The organism is Streptomyces verrucosisporus, from assembly GCF_017114865.1.
GTDB classification, from domain to species: Bacteria; Actinomycetota; Actinomycetes; order Streptomycetales; family Streptomycetaceae; genus Streptomyces; species Streptomyces fenghuangensis.
This window is the reverse complement of sequence record NZ_JADEYH010000026.1, coordinates 1-18161: the sequence shown is the minus strand read 5'-3', so window position 1 is coordinate 18161 and position 18161 is coordinate 1. Positions and strand designations below refer to the sequence as shown.

The following is an 18161-nucleotide window of genomic DNA, read 5'->3' as shown; positions in this document are numbered from 1 at the left end:
CTGTGACACTCCGCGTCTGTATTGTCAGCCCGAGCTCCGAACGGCACTTAACTTCCCATATCGGATTTTTCTGCGGAAACAGAAAGTAGTTGTGACACGGTGGACAGATTCACGGCCGTGGAGCGCGCCCTGCGCGATGCCGCTCCCCACGCACTGCTCGACGCGCTCCGCGCCTCACTGGCACGGCACTTCGGGGCGCTCACCGTGGACCTGCTGATGGCCGACTACGGAACGACCATACTCCAGCCGGTCGGTCCCCTTCCTTACCCGACGGAGCCCTTCCCGGTCCACTCCACCGAACCCGGAAGGGCGTTCGCCTCCCAGCAGCCCCGCCTCTCCCCCGACGAGCGCGCCGGCACCGTCACCGCGCACCTGCCGGTCACCGTCCGCGGCGACCGGCTGGGCGTGCTGTCGGTGACCCTGCCCGGCGAAGGGGCCTCGCCCGAGGCACTGGGAGAGCTGCGGCAGTTGTGCGAGGCGCTCGGCCGGGAGGTCCTCGTCGCCGACCACAGCACCGACGTCTATCTGAGGGCACGGCGGGCCGAGCGCCTCACCCTCGCCGCCGAGATGCAGTGGCAGCTGCTCCCCGGCCGCTCCTGCTCCGGCCCCGAGTACGAGCTCGGCGCCCAGCTCGAACCCGCCTACGCCGTCTTCGGGGACAACTTCGACTGGTCCGTCTCGGCCGACCACCTCACCGTGACCCTGACCGACGGGATGGGCGAGGGTGTCGACGCGGCGCTCCTGACCAACCTCGCCCTCAGCGCGCTGCGCAACGCCCGCCGGGCCGGGCTGGACCTGGTCGGCCAGGCGGTCCTGGCCGACCAGGCCGTCTACGGACAGCACCGCGGTGCCGCCCATGTCTCCGTCCTGCTGCTGCGCATCCACCTGGCCACCGGGCGGCTGGAGGCCGTCGACGCCGGGTCGCCGCGCATCTGGCGGCTGCGCGGCGGCGCGGTGGAGCCGGTCGAACTGGAGGCGCAGCTCCCGCTGGGGATGTTCGAGGACACCCCCTACGCCGTCCAGCACTTCCGGATCGAGGCCGGGGACCGGCTGCTGTTCGCCAGCGACGGGGTCTACGAGGTCGCCTCGCCGTCGGGCGAGCGGTTCGGCGAGCGGGCCCTGGCACGCGCCATGACCAGCACCCGGCTCCTTCCCCCCTCCCAGGTGCCGCGGGCGGTCCTCACCGAACTCGCCCGGCACCGCGGCGAGCCGCCCGCGCACGACGACGCCATGGTGGTGTGCCTGGACTGGCACGGCAGGAGGAGCTGACCGGCCGGACACCCGCCACCTGCGCCCGGACCGCGCCCGGGAGCCTCCGCACCCTTCCCCGTCTGTCCCAGCACTCCCCGTACTTCCCGCACGCCCCTTACACCTCGTACACCCCGTGCCGCCGGGGGCCGTCCGCCTCCACGCGGCGCGCCCGGCCACGATCCCGGCCCGGGTCACAAGTCGAGAACGCCGGTGTACACCGGGCCCCGCAGGGCAGACGGGCTCGTGGAGCAGGGCCGAGGACCGAGCGGAGGTGTTCACCGACGTGCCGATACCGGCACCGGGCCGGTGTGTCCGGCGCGTCCCCTCCCGGGCTGTCGCCCCGGCGTCCGTCCGCCCGTGCGGATCCGCGGCCGGTCCCCGGCCGTCGGCACGTGCGGCCGGCCCTCTCCCGCACCTTCCCGCCGCGCCAGAGGTGGTGCTTCCGTGACCCGAAGCGAACACGCCCCCGCCGAACGGAGGAATCCGGACCCCTTCGTCCATCCCGCGCTGTTCTACCGGAGCCCCGGGGAATACCTCGCCGGGGTGGGCGGATTCGTCGACGGCGCGCTGGAGGCCGGCGATCCCGTTCTCGTCGCCGTCCCCGGCCCCCGGTTGGGGATGCTGCGCGAGCGCCTGGGGGACGCCGCCGCCGCGGACCACCTCACCCTGGTGGACATGGCCGAGTTCGGACGCAACCCCGGCCGCATCCTCTCGGGTCTGCGCGACTTCGCCGACCGGCACCCCGGCCGGACCGCCCGTATCGTCGGGGAGCCGATCTGGGCGCGACGCTCCCCGGCCGAACTGGTGGAGGCCACCCGGCACGAGGCGCTGATCAACGCGGCCTTCGCCGGCCGCGCCGCGACCGTCCTGTGCCCCTACGACGTCTTCGGGCTCCCCGCGCGGGTGTGCGCCGACGCCCGCCGCACCCATCCGGTGCTGCGGGAGGACGGCCGGGAGCGGCCCAGCCCGCACTACACCGATCCCCGCGCCCTCAGCGCCGAGTGCGACGCCCTTCCGCCGGCTCCCCCGCCCGCGCACACCCGCACTCTGGCGTTCACCACCGGCGATCTCGGCGAAGTCCGCCACCACGCGGACACCTGGGCCGACGCGACCGGGCTCGGCATGCCTCGGCGCGGTGACTTCGTCCTCGCCGTGGCGGAGGCCGCGGCCAACTCCATCGCCCACGGCGGCGGGCACGGCACCCTGCGCCTGTGGTCCGACGGCCCCGCCTGCGTTGCCGAGATCCGCGACGGCGGGCATCTCGCCGATCTGCTGGCCGGCCGCCGCCGCCCGGCGCTGGACTCCGCCGACGGCGGGCGCGGGCTGTGGATGATGCACCAGCTGTGCGATCTGGTCGAGACCCGCTCCACGTCCGCCGGGCTGACCGTACGGCTGCACATGGACCGCTCCTAGGTTCCTCCGCGGGCTCCGCCCCTCTCCCCCGCCGCCCCGGCTCCCGTGCCACACGCGGAACGTGCGGCACCGATGAGTGCGGACGGCCTCTCCCGACCCCGGCCCGGCCGCGGTCCGACCGTGTTCAGGCGGCCGTGCGCTCCCCGCTCCCGCCGCGGCGGACCCGTGCCTCCGCCGCGGCGGGACGTTCGAAGACCGATCCGGCGAACCTCGTAGCCCTCCTGCTGTGACCCACGTCACCGCATATACCCCCCGGGGCATAAGGCGACCCCTGTTACGGTTGACCCAGTCATACCCCCCCGGGTATTCATCGAAGGCAAGCGAGCAGGAGTCCCCGCATGGTTCCCGAGATCGACCAGCAGCGGTTCGCCGAGGCGCACGCGGCCGGCGCCCTCGTCGTCGACGTCCGCGACCGCGGCGAGTACCGCACCGGTCACGTCCCCGGCGCCCGGCCCGCGCCGCTCAGCCTGCTCCCCCTGAAGCTGGCCGAGCTGCCCAAGGACCGCCCGGTCTACGTGATCTGCCAGAGCGGCGGCCGCAGCGCGCAGGCGACCGCACTGCTGCGCGACGTGGGCTACGACGCCCACAGCGTCAGCGGCGGCACCGCGGCCTGGACCGACGCGGGCCGGCCCGTGACCACCGGCGACGAGCCCGGCACCCCCGACGTCACCGCCACCACCGAGGAGACCCGATGATCACCGTTCTGCCCATCGAGACCCCCGGCCTGGGCGACCGCACCTACCTCGCCCACGACGGCTCCACCGCGCTGGTGGTCGACCCGCAGCGCGACTACGACCGCGTCACGGCGCTGGCCGAGGCCGCGGGCGTGCGGATCACCCACGTCTTCGAGACCCACATCCACAACGACTACGTGACCGGCGGTCTGGCCCTGGCCCGGGAGACCGGCGCGCAGTACCTGGTCAACGCCGACGACGAGGTCTCCTACGAGCGCACCGGCGTCCGCGACGGCGACATCGTCGAGGCCGGCACCATGCGGGTGAGAGTGATCCACACCCCGGGCCACACCCACACCCACCTCTCCTTCGCCCTGGAGGCCGACGGCGAGCAGATCGCGGTGTTCACCGGCGGATCGCTGCTGTACGGCTCCACCGGGCGCCCCGACCTGCTCGGCCCCGACCACACCGACACCCTGGTGCGGGCCCAGTGGCGCTCGGCGCACCGGCTGGCGAAGGAGCTGCCCGACTCCACCGCCGTCTACCCCACCCACGGTTTCGGCTCGTTCTGCTCCGCGACCCAGTCCGCCGGCCTGTCCAGCACCATCGGCGAGGAGAAGAGGACCAACACCGCCCTGACCGCCGACGAGGAGGCCTACGTCGAGCAGCTCCTGGCGGGCCTGGACGCCTACCCGGCCTACTACGCCCACATGGGCCCGGCCAACTCCGGCGGACCCGGCAAGCCGGACCTGTCCGCGCCCTCCGTCGCCGACCCGGCCGAGCTGCGCCGCCGCATCGAGGCCGGCGAGTGGGTGGTCGACCTGCGCGACCGCACCGCCTTCGCCGCCGGGCACCTGGCCGGCAGCCTCAACTTCGGCCTGGACGGCCAGTTCATCACCTACCTGGGCTGGCTGATCCCGTGGGGCACCCCGGTCACCCTGCTCGGTGAGAGCGCCGAGGACGTGGCCGAGGCCCAGCGCGAGATGGTCCGCATCGGCATCGACCACCCGGCCGCCATGGCCACCGGCGGCCCCGAGGACTGGGCCGGCGGCGAGCCCCTGGCCGCCTACGAGCGCGCCGGCTTCGAGGACCTCAAGGCCGCCCTGGACAAGAGCTCCGACGGCGGGGAGGAGTTCGTCCTCCTCGACGTGCGCCGCGACCAGGAGCGCGCCGAGGCGCACATCCCCGGCTCGGTGCACATTCCCGTCCACGAGGTGCCGGGCCGCATCGGGGAGATCCCCGCGGGCCGGGTCTGGGTGCACTGCGCCGGCGGCTACCGCGCGGGGGTCGTCGCCGCCCTGCTCGACGCCCGCGGCCGCAACGTCGTCGCCATCGACGACAGCTTCGACAACGCCCGCGACCTGGGCCTGTGCCCCGTACCCGCCCAGGTCCCCTGACCCCGGAACCCCGAAGAACCCCGGCCCCGGGCCACCGACCCCCTCTGAACCAGCGAACACCGCAGGAGAGCAGTACATGACCACCTCCACCACTCCCCGCAGCCTGACCACCGAGGAACTGCGCGCCAAGCTCGACTCGGAGCACCCGCCGCGGCTGCTCGACGTCCGCTCCCCCGCCGAGTTCGAGGCCGCGCACATCCCCGGCTCCTACAACGTCCCGCTGGACACCCTGCGCGAGCACCGCGAGGAGCTGACCAGGCACCTGGACACCGACGTGGTGCTGGTGTGCCGCTCCGGGCAGCGGGCCGGCCAGGCCGAGCGCGCCCTCGCCGAGGCCGGGCTGCCCGGACTGAGCGTCCTGTCGGGCGGCATGACCTCCTGGGAGAAGTCCGGCGCCCCGACCAACTACGGCCAGGAGCGCTGGGACATGGAGCGCCAGGTCCGCCTGGTGGCCGGCTCCCTCGTCCTGGTCGGCGCCCTCGGCAGCTTCGTGGTGCCCGGGCTGCAGGCCCTGTCCGCGTTCGTCGGCGGCGGCCTGGCCTTCGCCGCCATCAGCAACACCTGCGCCATGGGCGTGCTGCTGTCGAGGATGCCGTGGAACCGCACGCCGTCCTTCGACCCGCGCAAGGCCGTCGCGCAGCTCGCCGGCAGCAGGTGACCACCATGACGCTGACGCTCGTCCTGATCCTCGCGCTGCTGGTCGGCGTCTCCCTCGGGCTCCTCGGGGGAGGCGGGTCGATCCTGACCGTGCCGCTGCTGGTCTACGTCGCGGGCATGGACGCCAAGGAGGCCATCGCCACCTCCCTGTTCGTCGTCGGCGTCACCTCCGCCGTGGGCGTGGTCAACCATGCCCGCGGCGGGCGGGTCCGCTGGCGTACCGGCGTGCTGTTCGGAGCGGCCGGCATGGCCGGCGCCTACACCGGCGGGCTCATCGGCGGCAACATCCCCGACGTCGTCCTGCTGATCGCCTTCGCGGTCATGATGATCGTCACCGCCGCCGCCATGCTCCGCGGCCGCCGGAACGTCGACCCCGGCAAGGCCCACAAGCAGCTCCCGGTGGGGCGGATGCTGCTGGACGGAGCGGCCGTCGGCCTGGCCACCGGCCTGGTCGGCGCGGGCGGGGGCTTCCTGGTCGTGCCCGCCCTGGCCCTGCTGGGCGGGCTGCCCATGCCGGTGGCCGTCGGCACATCGCTGCTGGTCATCGCGATGAAGTCCGCCGCCGGGTTCGCCGGATACCTCTCCACCATCCAGATCGACTGGGCACTGACCCTGGCCGTCACCGGTTCCGCGATCGTCGGCAGCCTCGCCGGGGCCAGGCTGGCCGGACGCGTCCCCGCGGACGTCCTCTCCCGGCTGTTCGCCTGGTTCGTGCTGGCCATGGGCACCTTCGTCCTGGTCCAGCAGGCCCCCGCCGACATACGTCTGCCGGTCCTCGCCGCCGTCGCCTCGCTCGGCGCCGGAGCGGGTGTCTGCTACGGCTTCGTCGACCGCTGTCCGCTGCGGCGGGCCGTGCACGGCACCTGACCCCGGCCCCCACTCCCGACCCGGTACCCCGGAACGCCTCCCGTCGGCGCTCCGGGGTACCGGTGTACCAGGACACTGGCACACCGGTGCCGCCCGCCATGCGGAAGGCACCGGAGCACAGGCGGAATGTTCCGCCCCATCCCGGCGTTGACTACCCCAGGGGGTATCAACCGCCACCACTCCGGTGAAACGGAAGGAACCACCATATGAGCACCGTCGCACTCACCGCCGCCGACTTCGAGAAGACCGTCACCGGCAACGACATCGTCCTGGTCGACTTCTGGGCCTCCTGGTGCGGCCCGTGCCGCATGTTCGCCCCGGTCTACGAGAAGGCCTCCGAGGCCAACTCCGACATCGTCTTCGGCAAGGTCGACACCGAGGCCGAGCAGGCCCTGGCGGCCGCCGCCGACATCACCTCCATCCCGACCCTGATGGCCTTCCGCGAGGGAGTCCTGGTCTTCTCCCAGCCCGGCGCGCTTCCGGCCCAGGCCCTGGACCAGGTGATCACCGCCGTCCGCGGACTCGACATGGACGAGGTGCACGCCTCCGTCGCCGCCCAGAACCCCGGCTCCGGTCAGAGCGACTGAGCCCGCCCGGCTCAGAACGAACGAAAGGATCGACCATCGTGGTCCAGCTTCCTCCCGAGAACGTGCGATCGGCCGTCAACCGGCTCAAGCGCGCCCAGGGCCAGCTCGCCGGCGTCCTTCGCATGCTGGAGGAAGGACGCGACTGCGAGGACGTCGTCACCCAGCTCGCCGCGGTCAACCGCGCGCTGGACCGGGCGGGCTTCTCCATCGTGGCCAGCGGCCTCAAGCAGTGCATGGCGCAGGAGGGCGGCGCGGACAGCCTCGACGCCCAGAAGATGGAGAAGCTCTTCCTCTCCCTGTCCTGAGGACCCCGCCGCGGCCGCTCCGGCCCGGGCGCCGTTCCGGACCGGAACGGCGCCCGGTCTCACCACCCTCCGTCGCGCGGGACTCCGCCCAGGTCGTCGCGGTACGTGGCCCGGGCCAGTGGGGCGCCCGAGCGGTGCGCCGAACGCCCCACCGCGTACGCCGCGAACGGGGTGGTGAGCAGCTGCAGCAGCACCCCGAGGACGAGGACGACGCCCGTGAACACACCGGGCATCAGCAGGAAGACGCCCAGCAGCACGCACACCACGCCCAGTGTCGCCGCCTTGGTCACCGCGTTGGCACGGTTGTAGGCGTCGGGCAGGCGGACCAGGCCCAGCGCGGCGACGGCCATCAGCACGGTGCCGGTGGTCGCGAGTACGTGGCCGAGCAGTTCCGAGACGGTCACGACGACCACCGCTCCAGCAGATGGGCCACCGCGACGGTGGACAGGAAGCCGAGCAGTGTCGCGGCGAGCACCAGGATCAGCACCGCGGGGGTGTCCAGCCGCACCGCCAGCAGGGCGACGGCCGCCACGAACACCACGAAACCGAGGTCCACCGCGACCACCCGGTCGGCCTCCGTGGGCCCGGCCGCCATGCGCCACACGGCCACGGCCATCACCACCGCGAGCACGCCGAGCAGGACTGCGGTCATCGTCATGGGTTCCCTTCCCGTCTCCTCGTCCCCCGCGCCGCCCGGGAGTCCGGGGGGCGCAGGGCCGTCAGCAGCCGGCCCTCCAGATCACCGAGCTCGCCGAGGAAACGGTCGGCGTCGGCCGCGTGCATTCCGTGGACGAACAGGGCCGGCGGCTCCGTGCGCACCTCCAGCACGAGCGTTCCCGGCGTCAGCGTGATCAGGTGCGCGAGGGCGGCCGTCTCCGCCTGGGTGCGGCAGCGCAGCCGCATCTCGACCACGGCGGGCGCCAGCCCGCTGCCCGGTGTCACGATCTCCCGGGCCACGGTCACGTTGGCGTGCAGGAACCGCACCCCGTAGTGGCCGAGGAAGGCCATCACCCGTGCGCAGCGGACGGCCGCGCGGCGCAGCCGGGCCGGCCGACGTGCGCTCATCGCGTCACCGCCCGTACGTAGGCGGAGGCGTCCAGCAGTCCGCCGGCCGCCTCCGCCGCCGCGGTGAGCAGCGGCTGCGCCGCGATGCCCAGCACCACCGACGGCACGGTGAGCACCAGCGCGGGCACGGCGAGCGCCGGCCGGACGGTGGCGCGGGCCATCAGCCGGAGCAGGGACTCCTCCCTGGAAGGGTCCTCCCCGCCCCAGAAGGAGCCGGCCCAGATCTTGACCATGGAGACCAGGGTGAGGAAGCTGACTCCGACGGCGACCCCGACGGCCAGATGATCGGACTCGGTCGCGGCGGCGTCGACCAGGCCCAGCTTGGCGACGAATCCGGACAGCGGCGGCAGCCCGGCCAGGGAGAGCGCCGAGACCAGGAAGGCGGCGGCGATCAGGGGCTCGCGGCGGGCGAGCGAGTCGGTCCGGTCGGTGCCGTAGGCGGTCTCCACGGCACCCGCGCACATCAGGAGCGCGGCTTTCACCAGCACGTACTGCACCAGGAAGAAGACCGCGGCGGTGAGTCCGGCGCGGGTGAACAGTGCCAGGCCGAGCAGGATGTAACCGATCTGGCTCACCATGTGGAACGTCAGGATGCTCCGCATACCCCGTTCCCCGACCGCGCCCAGCACCCCCACCACCATGGTCAGCAGGGCCGCGGCCATCACCGGCCAGCGCAGGCCCGTCCCCTCGTGGACGACCGCGTAGACCCGGAGGAGCCCGTACACACCGACCTTGGTCAGCAGCCCGGAGAACAGGACGGTGACCGCGGGTGGGGCCTCGGGGTAGGTGCGCGGCAGCCAGCCGTGCAGCGGCACGACCGCCGCCTTGGCCGCCAGGGCCAGGAGCACCACGCCGACGGCCAGGGCCGCGGCGGTGCTCTGCCGTGCCGCCCCGGCCAGTTCCCCCAGATTCACGGTGCCAGTGACCCCGTAGACCAGGCCGACGCCGGCGAGCAGGAGGGTGGAGGCCAGCAGGCTGAAGGTGAGGTAGATCCGTCCGGCGGCGGTCCGCGCGCGGCCTCCGCTCATCGTCAGCAGCGCGTACGACGGCACGAGCATGACCTCGACGAAGACGAAGAGGTTGAACAGGTCCGCGGTCAGGAAGGCCCCGTACACCCCGGCCGAGAGGATCATCGCCAGCGGGGCGAACCAGGGGCTCGCGTCGTCCCCGGTCCCGGCGGCGAAGGCGAGGGAGGCCAGCACCAGGGCGGCGCTGACGCACAGCATGAGCGTGCTGAGCGCGTCGGCGGCGAACACGATCGCGAAGCCGGGCGGCCAGCCGCCCATGCTCAGGCCCCGGACCGTTCCGTCCAGACTCCCGGCGAGCAGGACCGCGGACAGCACCAGAATCCCGGCGCTGACCGCCGACGTGATCAGCCGCTGCGCCCGTCGGCCGCCGGGGCACGCCACGAGCACGCCGGCCGCCAGCAGCGGAACGGCCACCGGGAGGGCGAGCACCAGGCCGCTCACCGCGGGGGCTCCGCGGACTCGGCGGGCCCTTCGGGCCCGGTGCCGGAGCGGCTGCCGGAGCCGGCGAGGTGCTCGGCGCGGGCCAGGCCCAGCAGGTACACGGTGATGCCGAAGGTGATGACGATGGCGGTGAGCACGAAGGCCTGCGGCAGCGGATCCGCCATCCCGGCCGGGTCGCCGTCGCCGATCAGCGGGGGTTCCCGGCGCTCCGGCCCCCCGGCCGCCAGCAGCAGTACGTTCGCCGCGTGGCCCAGCAGCACGAACCCGAACGTGACCCGGACCAGACCGGGACGCAGCAGCAGGAAGAACCCTCCCGCCGTCAGGACGCCGACGGCGATCGCCGCGGTCACCGGTGCTCCGCCCGGCCGGCGCCGAGCCGGTCCACCACCGTGACCACCAGCCCGAGGACCATCAGGTAGACGGCGGCGTCGAACAGCAGCGGCGAGGACAGACCGCCACCGGGCACCGGAATTGTGAAGGGGGTCAGGAAGGGGTCGCCGAGCACCATGGCGGCCAGGCCCACGGCCGCGCCGAGCACCAGCCCCGCGGCCAGCAGCGGCCGGGGGCTCAGCCACCGCGGGCCGGTGCGGCCGGCCAGGTAACCGAAGGCGACCGCCGTGCCCGCGACGAGTGCGGCGCTGAAACCCCCGCCCGGCTCGTAGTGCCCGCGCAGGAACAGGTACGCCGACAGCCCCGCGATGCCCGGGAGCAGCAGACGGTGGGCCGGGCCGAGCACCCGGCCGTACGGCGCCCGCGGCCCGCCGACCGTCCCGTCCGGCTGCCCGGGCAGCAGCAGGAGCAGGCCGAGCGCGGCGGCGGCCAGTACGCTCGCCTCGCCGAGGGTGTCCAGGCCGCGGAAGTCCACCAGGATCGTGTTGACCACGTTGCGCCCGCCGGTCTCCGGCTCGGCGGCCTCGAGGAAGTACGCGCCCGCGGGCGACAGTTCCCGCCTTCCGGTCAGCGCCAGTGTGCCCAGTGCGGCGACGAGCCCGGCCGCCCCGGCCAGTGCCGCCGCGGCCGCGCCGCGGCGGGGCCGCGGGAACCGGGTGGACAGGTCGCTCAGAACGAACGCCGCGGTCATCGCGGTCAGCACCTCCACCAGGAGCAGCGTCAGCGCCACGTCCGGCGCCCCGGCCAGCAGGAACCACAGGGCCACGATCAGTCCGACCGCTCCCAGCAGCGACACGGCGGCCAGCGCCGACCGCGTCCGCACCAGGGCGGCCACCGCCATCGCCAGCAGCGCGAGCACCCCCCAGTCCACCGGGTCCGACGGCGCCCCGGCCCGGATCCCCGGCCCGTCGGCCGCGAACACCCCCACGCAGCCGAGGACCACCAGGGCGGCCGCGGGGCGGGCCAGGTACGCCGCCGTGGAGTCGCTGCGGTCGGGCCGTCCCACCACCGCGCCCGCGCCCAGTACGGCCGAGTGGACCCGGTCGAAGGCGGCCGCGCCGTCCGGCCGCGGCAGCCGCTGCAGCATCCGGTCCACCCGGTCGCGCGCCGAGAACAGCACCAGGCCGCTGGCGATCGTGAGGGCGGACAGGAACAGTTCGGGGCTGAGCCCGTGCCAGAAGGCGAAGTACGGCGGCACGGCCCATGGTTCGGCGTTCAAGACGGCCTGGCGCATCAGCGGGTCGAGGACGGACACCGCGGGACCGAGCACCGCCCCGGCGACCGCCGCCACCGCGGCCGGGGCGATGAACGCCCAGGAGGGCTCGTGCAGTTGCCGCTGCAGCATGGGCCCGGCGAACGCGCCGTAGAAGATCCGCATGCCGTAGGCGAAGGTCAGCACCGAGGCGGTGACCGCGAGCGCCGCGGCCACCACCCCGGCGCCGGGGAAGACGTCCGCGCCCGCGAACCCCTGGAAGAGCGACTCCTTGCTGACGAAACCGATCATCGGCAGGACCCCGGCCATCGACAGTCCGGCCAGACCGGCCAGTGTGGCGGTGACCGGCATGATCCGCATCAGTCCGGACAGCTCCCGGATGTCGCGGCTGCCGGCCTGCCGGTCGATGACGCCGATGATCATGAAGAGGGTGGCCTTGAACAGCGCGTGCGCGAAGGTGTGCAGGATGGCGGCGGCCAGTGCGACGGTCGTCCCCACCCCGATGGCGGCGACCAGCAGGCCGAGCTGGCTGACCGTGGAGTGGGCGAGCATGGCCTTGAGATCGTGCTCGCGAAGCGCCTGGACGGCGCCCAGCACGGCGGTGAACAGCCCGACCCCCATCAGGCAGATCACCCACCCGGTCTGTCCGGAGTACAGCGCGGAGAACCGCAGCAGCAGGTAGATGCCCGCCTTCACCATGGTGGCCGCGTGCAGATAGGCGCTCACCGGTGTGATCGCCACCATGGCTCCGGGCAGCCAGAACTGGAACGGCACCTGCGCCGACTTGGTGAAGGCCGCGAGGATGAGCAGAGTCGCGATGGCGGGTGACAGCGGGGAGTCGAGCACCTCCTCCCGCGCCCTCAGCACGGTGGCCAGGTCGGTGCTGCCCGCGGCGATGCCGAGAAGCACCATCGCCACCAGCAGGGCCAGTCCCCCCATGCCCGTCACCAGCAGGGCGCGCACCGCCGGTCTGGCCGCCCTGGCTCCGCCGGTCCCGATCAGGAAGAAGGAGGCGACCGTGGTCATCTCCCAGAACACGAACAGCAGCAGCAGGTCGCCGGCGAGGACCAGGCCCAGCATCGCGCCGCCGAAGAGGGTGAGCAGGAGGTAGGTCCTGCCGTGCCTTCCACCGGCGGTCAGGTAGCGGGGGCAGTACGCCATGATCAGCGCGCCGACTCCCAGGACCAGCAGGCAGAACAGGGTGGCCAGCCCGTCCATGCGGAGCGTGAAGGAGATCTCGGGGGAATCGGTCCAGGCGTGGGAGAAGGTGACCGCGCCGCCGTCCAGCGCCGTCGAGGCCGCCGGGGCGAGCACCGCCGCCACGACGAGGAAGCCGACCGCGAGCACATATCCCGTGTCGCGCCCCAGACGGCGGTCCAGGACGGGCGAGAGCAGGGCCAGTACGCCCATCGAGAGCAGCGCGGCGGCCAGCGCACCCCCTTCGCCGCTCATCGCCCGGACACACCGTGGCGCCCGCCGGTCACCAGGACCGGTACCGATCCGTCGCGCAGCAGTTCCCGGGCCACGTCGCCCAGCAGCCGCTTGGACAGCCCTCGGCCGTGCCTGCCCACGACCACCACGTCGATGTCGTTCTCATCGGCGAACCGCGCCAGCGCGGCCGCGGGCGGGCCCGCCAGGATCTCGCACTCGGTCACCCGCCCGCCGGCCTCCTCCGCCACGGCACTGAGGCGTTCCTTGGCCGCCACGATCCTCCCCTGCCAGTCGAGTTCCGCCGCGTCGTAGTCCACGACCTGCGCGGCCACCAGCGTCTGCGTGTACGGCCCGAGCAGGCTGACCGCGAGTCCGAGCGCCGCCTCGGACTCCGGCGACCCGTCCACGCCGACCAGCACCCTCAGCCGGCCGGGGCCGCGGGGCCCCGCCTCGGCCCGCGCGACCGTCGTCGGCCGGCGCCGGACGCGCTCGCCGGCGACCAAGGCCAGAACGGGGCCGAAGACGACGCCCATGAGCAGCCAGCCCGGACCGCCGTGCCCCCGGCGAGCCAGCCACCAGGCGGCCAGGAGCCCGGCCGCGACCCATACGACGACGGCGATCAGTACAAACCAGAGGTCACCCATACAGACCCTTTTGCCGGATTCAGGCAGGTTTTGGGAAGATTGTGCCATCCAGGTTCAGGTGACCCGGCGACGACACCAGCGGGAGCTTCGATGAGGCAGTGGCACGTACGCGACCTGATGACCGCCGACGTGGTCTCGGTGCGCGAGGACGCCCGGTACCGGGAGATCCTCGACGCGCTGGACCGCAATCGCGTCAGCGCCCTCCCGGTCGTCGACGCGGAGGACCGGGTGGTCGGTGTAGTCTCCGAGGCCGACCTGCTGCGGGCCGAGGGGCACACCGGGGACAGGCCGCGCTCCCCGCTCCCCCGGCTCCCGCGCCCTCCGCGCCCTCCGGACCGGACCGGGACCGCACGGGAGCTGATGACCGCGCCGGCGGTGACGGTCGGACCGGACGAGCCGGTGGCACAGGCCGCCAGACTGATCGAGGGCAGGGGAGTCAAACGGCTGCCGGTCGTCGACGGCGAGCGGCGACTGCTCGGCATCGTCTCGCGCCGCGACCTGGTGCGGATGCACGTACGCCCGGACGCCGACATCCGCGCGGACATCGTGGACGGGGTGCTCAAACACACGCTGTGGGTCGCCCCGTCCCAGGTGGACGTCCACGTCGGCGACGGCGTGGCCGAACTGCGCGGCCAGGTCGACCGGCGCACCACGGCCGCCTTCGCCGTGCGCCTGACCGAACAGGTCCCCGGCGTGGTGAGGGTGGTGGACCACCTCACCTGGGACGAGGACGACCCCACGCCGCCGGGCGTGGTCGTGCGCCTTCCCTAGCCGATGAGAGGCGGCGGGCGGCGCCCTCGCGCCCCGCACCGCCCGCCGCTCACACCAGCTGCCGCCGAAGCCGTTTGTCGACGGCGACCGCGAGGGAGGCGAGCAGCGCGACACCGAGGATCCGCAGCCACGCCGTCCCGCTGATCGGGGCCGTGTGGAACAGCCGGTTCATGGCCGGCAGATACGTGATGGCGAGCTGGCCGACCGTCTGGGCGAGCACTCCCCCGACGATCCACCGGTTGCCGAAGACCCCGGCGCTCCATACCGAGCGGGTGAGCGAGCGGCAGCTGAACAGGTAGAACAGCTCGACGGCGACGACCAGGTTGACCGCGGCGGTACGCGCCTCGGCCAGGCCCGCGCCCTCCGCCAGCTCCCAGGTGAACAGCCACCAGGCCCCGCCGACGATCAGCGCGGAGACCAGCAGGACACGCAGGGCCAGCCCCGTCGTCAGCAGGGGCCTGCCGGGATCACGGGGCGGCCGCCGCATGATCCCCTCCTCCTTCGGCTCGAAGGCGAGCATCAGCCCGAGCGCGACGGCGGTGGTCATGTTGATCCACAGGATCTGGGTGGGCAGGACCGGCAGCGTGGCGCCGAACACGATCGCCACCAGGACGAGCATCCCCTGGCCCAGGCTCGTCGGCAGCACCCACACGATGAACTTGACGAGGTTGTCGAAGACTCCGCGGCCCTCCTCGACCGCGGCCTCAATGGTGGCGAAGTCGTCGTCGGTGAGCACCATGTCGGCGGCGTCCTTGGCCACCTCGGTGCCGCCCCGGCCCATGGCGACGCCGATGTTCGCCTGCCGCAGCGCCGGGGCGTCGTTGACCCCGTCCCCGGTCATGGCCACCACCTGGCCCCGTGCCTGGAGCGCCTCGACCAGCCAGAGTTTCTGCTCCGGGGACACCCGGGCGAACACCCGGGCCCGCTCCACCGCGTCCGGGTACCCCCGCGCCGGCAGCGCGTCCAGATCGGCCCCGGTGAGCACCTCCCCCTCGCGCCGCCCGGTCAGCAGGCCGATCCGGCCGGCGACGGCGGTGGCGGTGGCCGCGTGGTCGCCCGTGATCATCTTGACCCCGATCCCGGCCGTGCGGCACGCCCGCACCGCGTCGACCGCCGCGGCACGGGGCGGATCGAGCATGGCCTGCAACCCGGTGAACACCATGGAGTCCGGCAGCGCCCCGTCCCCGAAGCCCTCCGGCTCCACTCCCGGCAGCTCGGCGGTCGCCAGGACTCGCAGCCCCCTGCCCGCCAGCTCGCCGGCGGCGCGCAGGACCGCCTCGCGGTCCAGCGGCCGGACGGCGCCGTCGGCCCCCATCCCGCCCGAGCACAGCTCCACGATCCGCTCGACGGCGCCCTTGACCAGCAGGAGGTGACCGCCCGCCGCCTCGTCCCGGTGCACAGTCGCCATGTACCGCCGCTCGGAACTGAAGGGGACGGTACCGACACGGGGGAACGCCACCGTGGCGTCCGGGCCCAGGCCCCCCTTGGCCGCCGCGACCATCAGCGCCCCCTCGGTGGGATCGCCCGTCAGGCTCCAGCGCCCCTCCCCGCCGGACTCCGCGGCCCCGCCGGTGAGGACGGCGTCGTTGCACAGGGCCCCGGCCAGCAGGCACCGGTACAGCGCCCGGTCCGCCGCCACGGGGACGGCGCCGCCGTCTCCTCGCCGGAACTCGCCGTCCGGCGCGTACCCCGAACCGGTCACGGAGAACTCGCCGTCCGGTGTCCACACCGCCCGCACCGTCATCTGGTTCTCGGTCAGCGTCCCCGTCTTGTCCGAGCAGATGACGGTGGTGCTGCCGAGCGTCTCCACCGCCGGCAGTCTGCGGATCACCGCCCGTCGGCGCGCCATCCGCGACACGCCGATGGCCAGGGTGATCGTGACCACCGCGGGCAGCCCCTCGGGAATGGCCCCGACCGCCAGGGCCACCGCCGCGGTGAACGTGCCCGACGCACCCTGCCCGCGGACCAGGCCGATCGCGAAGGTCGCCGCCGCCAGCACCAGGATGACCACCGTCAGTACCCTGCTGAACCTGGCGAGCTTCTCCGTCAGCGGTGTGGTCAGCACCTCCGCGGCGCCCACCAGCCGGTGGATCTCCCCCAGCTCGGTGCCGGCCCCGGTGGACACCGCGACGCCCGCCCCGCGCCCGGCCGTCACCAGCGTGCCGGAGTGGAGCGTGTTGCGCCGGTCGGCGACCGGCGTCAGCGGATCAAGCAGCACCTCGTCCTTGGCGACGGGGACGGACTCGCCGGTCAGCGCCGACTCGTCCGCCCGCAGCTCCACCGCCCGCAGCAGGCGTACGTCGGCCGGCACCTTGTCGCCGGCCTCCACCAGCACCAGGTCCCCGGGGGCGAGATCCTCCGAGGGCACCGCGCGCTCGTGCCCGTCCCGCACCACCCTGGCCGTGGTGCGCACCATCGACCGCAGGCTGTCCAGCGCGGCCTCGGCCCTCGACTCCTGCGCGAAGCCGACGAACGCGTTGATCAGCACGACCGCGAAGATCACCGCGGAGTCCACGGACTCGCCCAGCGCGGCGGTGACCGCGCCCGCGGCGATCAGGATGTAGATCAGCGGATGGTGGAACTGGCGCAGGGCCCGCAGCAGCGGCCCGCCGCGCGCCGCGGCGGGAAACGTGTTGGGCCCGAAGCGGTCCAGCCGCCGCGCCGCCTCGTCCCCCGCCAGGCCTCGGTCGGGGTCGGTCTCCAGCAGCAGCACGACCTCGTGGACGGGCAGCCCGTGGTGGGCTTCCCCGGCGCGGAGGACGGAGGCGGGAGAGTCCGGGCGACGCGGCACGGCCTCACCCCTTCCGGTCGGCTCCGGAGGCCCGGACCACGGCGACGGGGCAGTGCGCGTGGTGCAGGGCGGCCTGGCTGACCGAGCCCAGCAGCAGACCGGAGAAGCCGCCCCGGCCGCGCGCCCCGACCACCAGCAGCTGGGCGCTGCCGCTGGCCTCGATCAGCGCCTGGCGGGCGCCTCCCTGGACGAGCTGCCGGTGCACGGTGACGTCGGGGTACTTCGCCTGCCAGCCCGACAGCGCCTCGGCCATCGCCCGCTCCTCCTCGTCCCGGAGCATGTCCACGTCGTAGACCAGGGGCAGCGGCTCGGCGGGACCGCCGGAGACCGGACCGGTCCAGTTGTTCCAGGTGTGCAGTGCGACCAGGGCCGCGCCCCGCGCCGCCGCCTCGGCGAACGCGAACCCGACGGCGGCCTCGCCGGCCGCCGAGCCGTCCACGCCCAGCAGCACGTGGCCCGTCGGGTCCTGCCTGCCGCGCACCACCAGGACCGGGCAGTGGCTGTGCGCGGACAGGTGCACGGCGGTGGAGCCGAGCAGCAGTCCGGTGAAACCGCCCAGGCCGCGGCTGCCGACCACGACCAGCGACGCGGACCGCGACCGGGCCTCCAGCACCGTCAGCGGCTCGCCGACGACGACCTCGCCCTCGACCTCGATTCCGGCCTCCGCGCCGCGCGCGTGCTCGACCGCCTGCGCCACCAGCTGGTCGGCCATGTTGCGCAGTCCGCCCTCGGGCGGGCCCATCGGGGACGGCCCCAGCGGCACGTGCAGAACCGGCCACAGGAACGCGTGCACCACCCGCAGCCCCACACCGCGCAGCCGTGCCTCGTGTGCCGCGGCGGCCACCGCGTCCAGGCTCGACGGCGAGCCGTCCACTCCCACCACGACCGGTCCGTTCATCTTCCCTCTCCCAACTCCGTGCGGAAGCCGCGGCCATGTCCGTGCTGCCCGCTCGACTCCTCCGCACCGTGTTCCGTTGTGCACTGATCACACTGATCTTCTCCCATGCTCCTCCATAGGGCCGCACGGCCGGGGGATGGGGGCCATACGGCCTTCGTTCCGTCCGAGAACCGCTTGACACACTTTTTTCAAACGGGTGTGCCCGCGGCCATCCATCCGTACGACACGGGGACGGCCCCGGGCGCGACCACCGCGTCAGCGGACGGACCGAGGGGAGGAACGACGGGGCGCCGCTCGGGCGCCGCGAGGCCGGGGGCTCCTCGCGGCGCCCGAGCGGC

General features: G+C 73.8%; 18 protein-coding genes. 9 read left to right on the top strand and 9 right to left on the bottom strand.

The genetic code is table 11. The features are described from left to right. The first annotated feature begins 99 nt into the window (after positions 1-99). The 8 genes from IQ279_RS22630 (at position 100) to IQ279_RS22595 (ending at position 7151) form a co-directional block, all read left to right on the top strand. The gene (locus IQ279_RS22630) at positions 100-1269 is read left to right on the top strand and encodes a PP2C family protein-serine/threonine phosphatase (RefSeq protein WP_206350949.1); all 1170 of its coding nucleotides are present in this window, start codon (positions 100-102) and stop codon (positions 1267-1269) included. A gap of 426 nt (positions 1270-1695) precedes the next feature. Continuing rightward, on the top strand, positions 1696-2664 hold the full coding sequence (locus tag IQ279_RS22625; RefSeq protein WP_206350947.1) for an anti-sigma factor RsbA family regulatory protein: 969 nt from the start codon (positions 1696-1698) through the stop codon (positions 2662-2664). A 338-nt stretch (positions 2665-3002) separates the two neighbouring features. Then, on the top strand, positions 3003-3359 hold the full coding sequence (locus IQ279_RS22620) for a rhodanese-like domain-containing protein (protein ID WP_206350946.1): 357 nt from the start codon (positions 3003-3005) through the stop codon (positions 3357-3359). After that, entirely contained in the window at positions 3356-4735 is a 1380-nt protein-coding gene (locus tag IQ279_RS22615) for an MBL fold metallo-hydrolase (RefSeq protein ID WP_206350945.1), read from the top strand. The genes IQ279_RS22620 and IQ279_RS22615 overlap by 4 nt, the downstream gene beginning before the upstream one ends. A gap of 76 nt (positions 4736-4811) precedes the next feature. Continuing rightward, positions 4812-5393: a rhodanese-like domain-containing protein gene (locus tag IQ279_RS22610; RefSeq protein ID WP_206350944.1), complete on the top strand. Its 582-nt coding sequence runs from the start codon at positions 4812-4814 to the stop codon at positions 5391-5393. A 5-nt stretch (positions 5394-5398) separates the two neighbouring features. Beyond that, complete coding sequence (locus tag IQ279_RS22605; RefSeq protein ID WP_206350943.1) at positions 5399-6259, top strand: sulfite exporter TauE/SafE family protein; 861 nt, start codon at positions 5399-5401, stop codon at positions 6257-6259. Between the two features lie 206 nt (positions 6260-6465). Next, positions 6466-6846 (top strand): thioredoxin, encoded by a 381-nt coding sequence (gene trxA, locus IQ279_RS22600; RefSeq protein WP_206350942.1) that lies wholly within the window; start codon positions 6466-6468, stop codon positions 6844-6846. Between the two features lie 38 nt (positions 6847-6884). Next, complete coding sequence (locus tag IQ279_RS22595; protein ID WP_101255927.1) at positions 6885-7151, top strand: metal-sensitive transcriptional regulator; 267 nt, start codon at positions 6885-6887, stop codon at positions 7149-7151. A 59-nt stretch (positions 7152-7210) separates the two neighbouring features. Here IQ279_RS22595 and mnhG read toward each other — a convergent pair whose 3' ends face one another. From mnhG to IQ279_RS22560, 7 genes are read right to left on the bottom strand one after another with little or no spacing between them, the layout of a single operon-like run. Continuing rightward, positions 7211-7564: a monovalent cation/H(+) antiporter subunit G gene (gene mnhG / locus IQ279_RS22590; RefSeq protein WP_206350941.1), complete on the bottom strand. Its 354-nt coding sequence runs from the start codon at positions 7562-7564 to the stop codon at positions 7211-7213. Continuing rightward, a complete protein-coding gene (locus tag IQ279_RS22585; RefSeq protein WP_206350940.1) occupies positions 7552-7809 on the bottom strand; it encodes an MrpF/PhaF family protein in 258 nt (85 codons plus the stop codon). The genes mnhG and IQ279_RS22585 overlap by 13 nt, the downstream gene beginning before the upstream one ends. Continuing rightward, the gene (locus IQ279_RS22580) at positions 7806-8216 is read right to left on the bottom strand and encodes a Na+/H+ antiporter subunit E (protein ID WP_206350938.1); all 411 of its coding nucleotides are present in this window, start codon (positions 8214-8216) and stop codon (positions 7806-7808) included. The genes IQ279_RS22585 and IQ279_RS22580 overlap by 4 nt, the downstream gene beginning before the upstream one ends. After that, entirely contained in the window at positions 8213-9685 is a 1473-nt protein-coding gene (locus tag IQ279_RS22575) for a monovalent cation/H+ antiporter subunit D family protein (protein ID WP_206350936.1), read from the bottom strand. The genes IQ279_RS22580 and IQ279_RS22575 overlap by 4 nt, the downstream gene beginning before the upstream one ends. Further along, positions 9682-10035: a sodium:proton antiporter gene (locus tag IQ279_RS22570; RefSeq protein WP_206350934.1), complete on the bottom strand. Its 354-nt coding sequence runs from the start codon at positions 10033-10035 to the stop codon at positions 9682-9684. Before IQ279_RS22570 ends, IQ279_RS22575 begins: the two co-directional genes overlap by 4 nt. Continuing rightward, entirely contained in the window at positions 10032-12740 is a 2709-nt protein-coding gene (mbhE, locus tag IQ279_RS22565; RefSeq protein ID WP_206350932.1) for a hydrogen gas-evolving membrane-bound hydrogenase subunit E, read from the bottom strand. Before mbhE ends, IQ279_RS22570 begins: the two co-directional genes overlap by 4 nt. Next, entirely contained in the window at positions 12737-13363 is a 627-nt protein-coding gene (locus tag IQ279_RS22560) for a universal stress protein (protein ID WP_206350930.1), read from the bottom strand. The genes mbhE and IQ279_RS22560 overlap by 4 nt, the downstream gene beginning before the upstream one ends. A gap of 90 nt (positions 13364-13453) precedes the next feature. On the opposite strand from IQ279_RS22560, the gene IQ279_RS22555 reads away from it, so the two are divergent. Further along, positions 13454-14134: a CBS domain-containing protein gene (locus IQ279_RS22555; protein WP_206350928.1), complete on the top strand. Its 681-nt coding sequence runs from the start codon at positions 13454-13456 to the stop codon at positions 14132-14134. Between the two features lie 49 nt (positions 14135-14183). On the opposite strand, the gene IQ279_RS22550 is transcribed toward IQ279_RS22555, so the two are convergent. Further along, positions 14184-16925, bottom strand: a complete 2742-nt coding sequence (locus IQ279_RS22550) for an HAD-IC family P-type ATPase (protein WP_206350926.1) — start codon at positions 16923-16925, stop codon at positions 14184-14186. 4 nt (positions 16926-16929) lie between these two features. Next, on the bottom strand, positions 16930-17823 hold the full coding sequence (locus IQ279_RS22545) for a universal stress protein (RefSeq protein ID WP_206350924.1): 894 nt from the start codon (positions 17821-17823) through the stop codon (positions 16930-16932). Between the last annotated feature and the right edge of the window lie 338 nt (positions 17824-18161).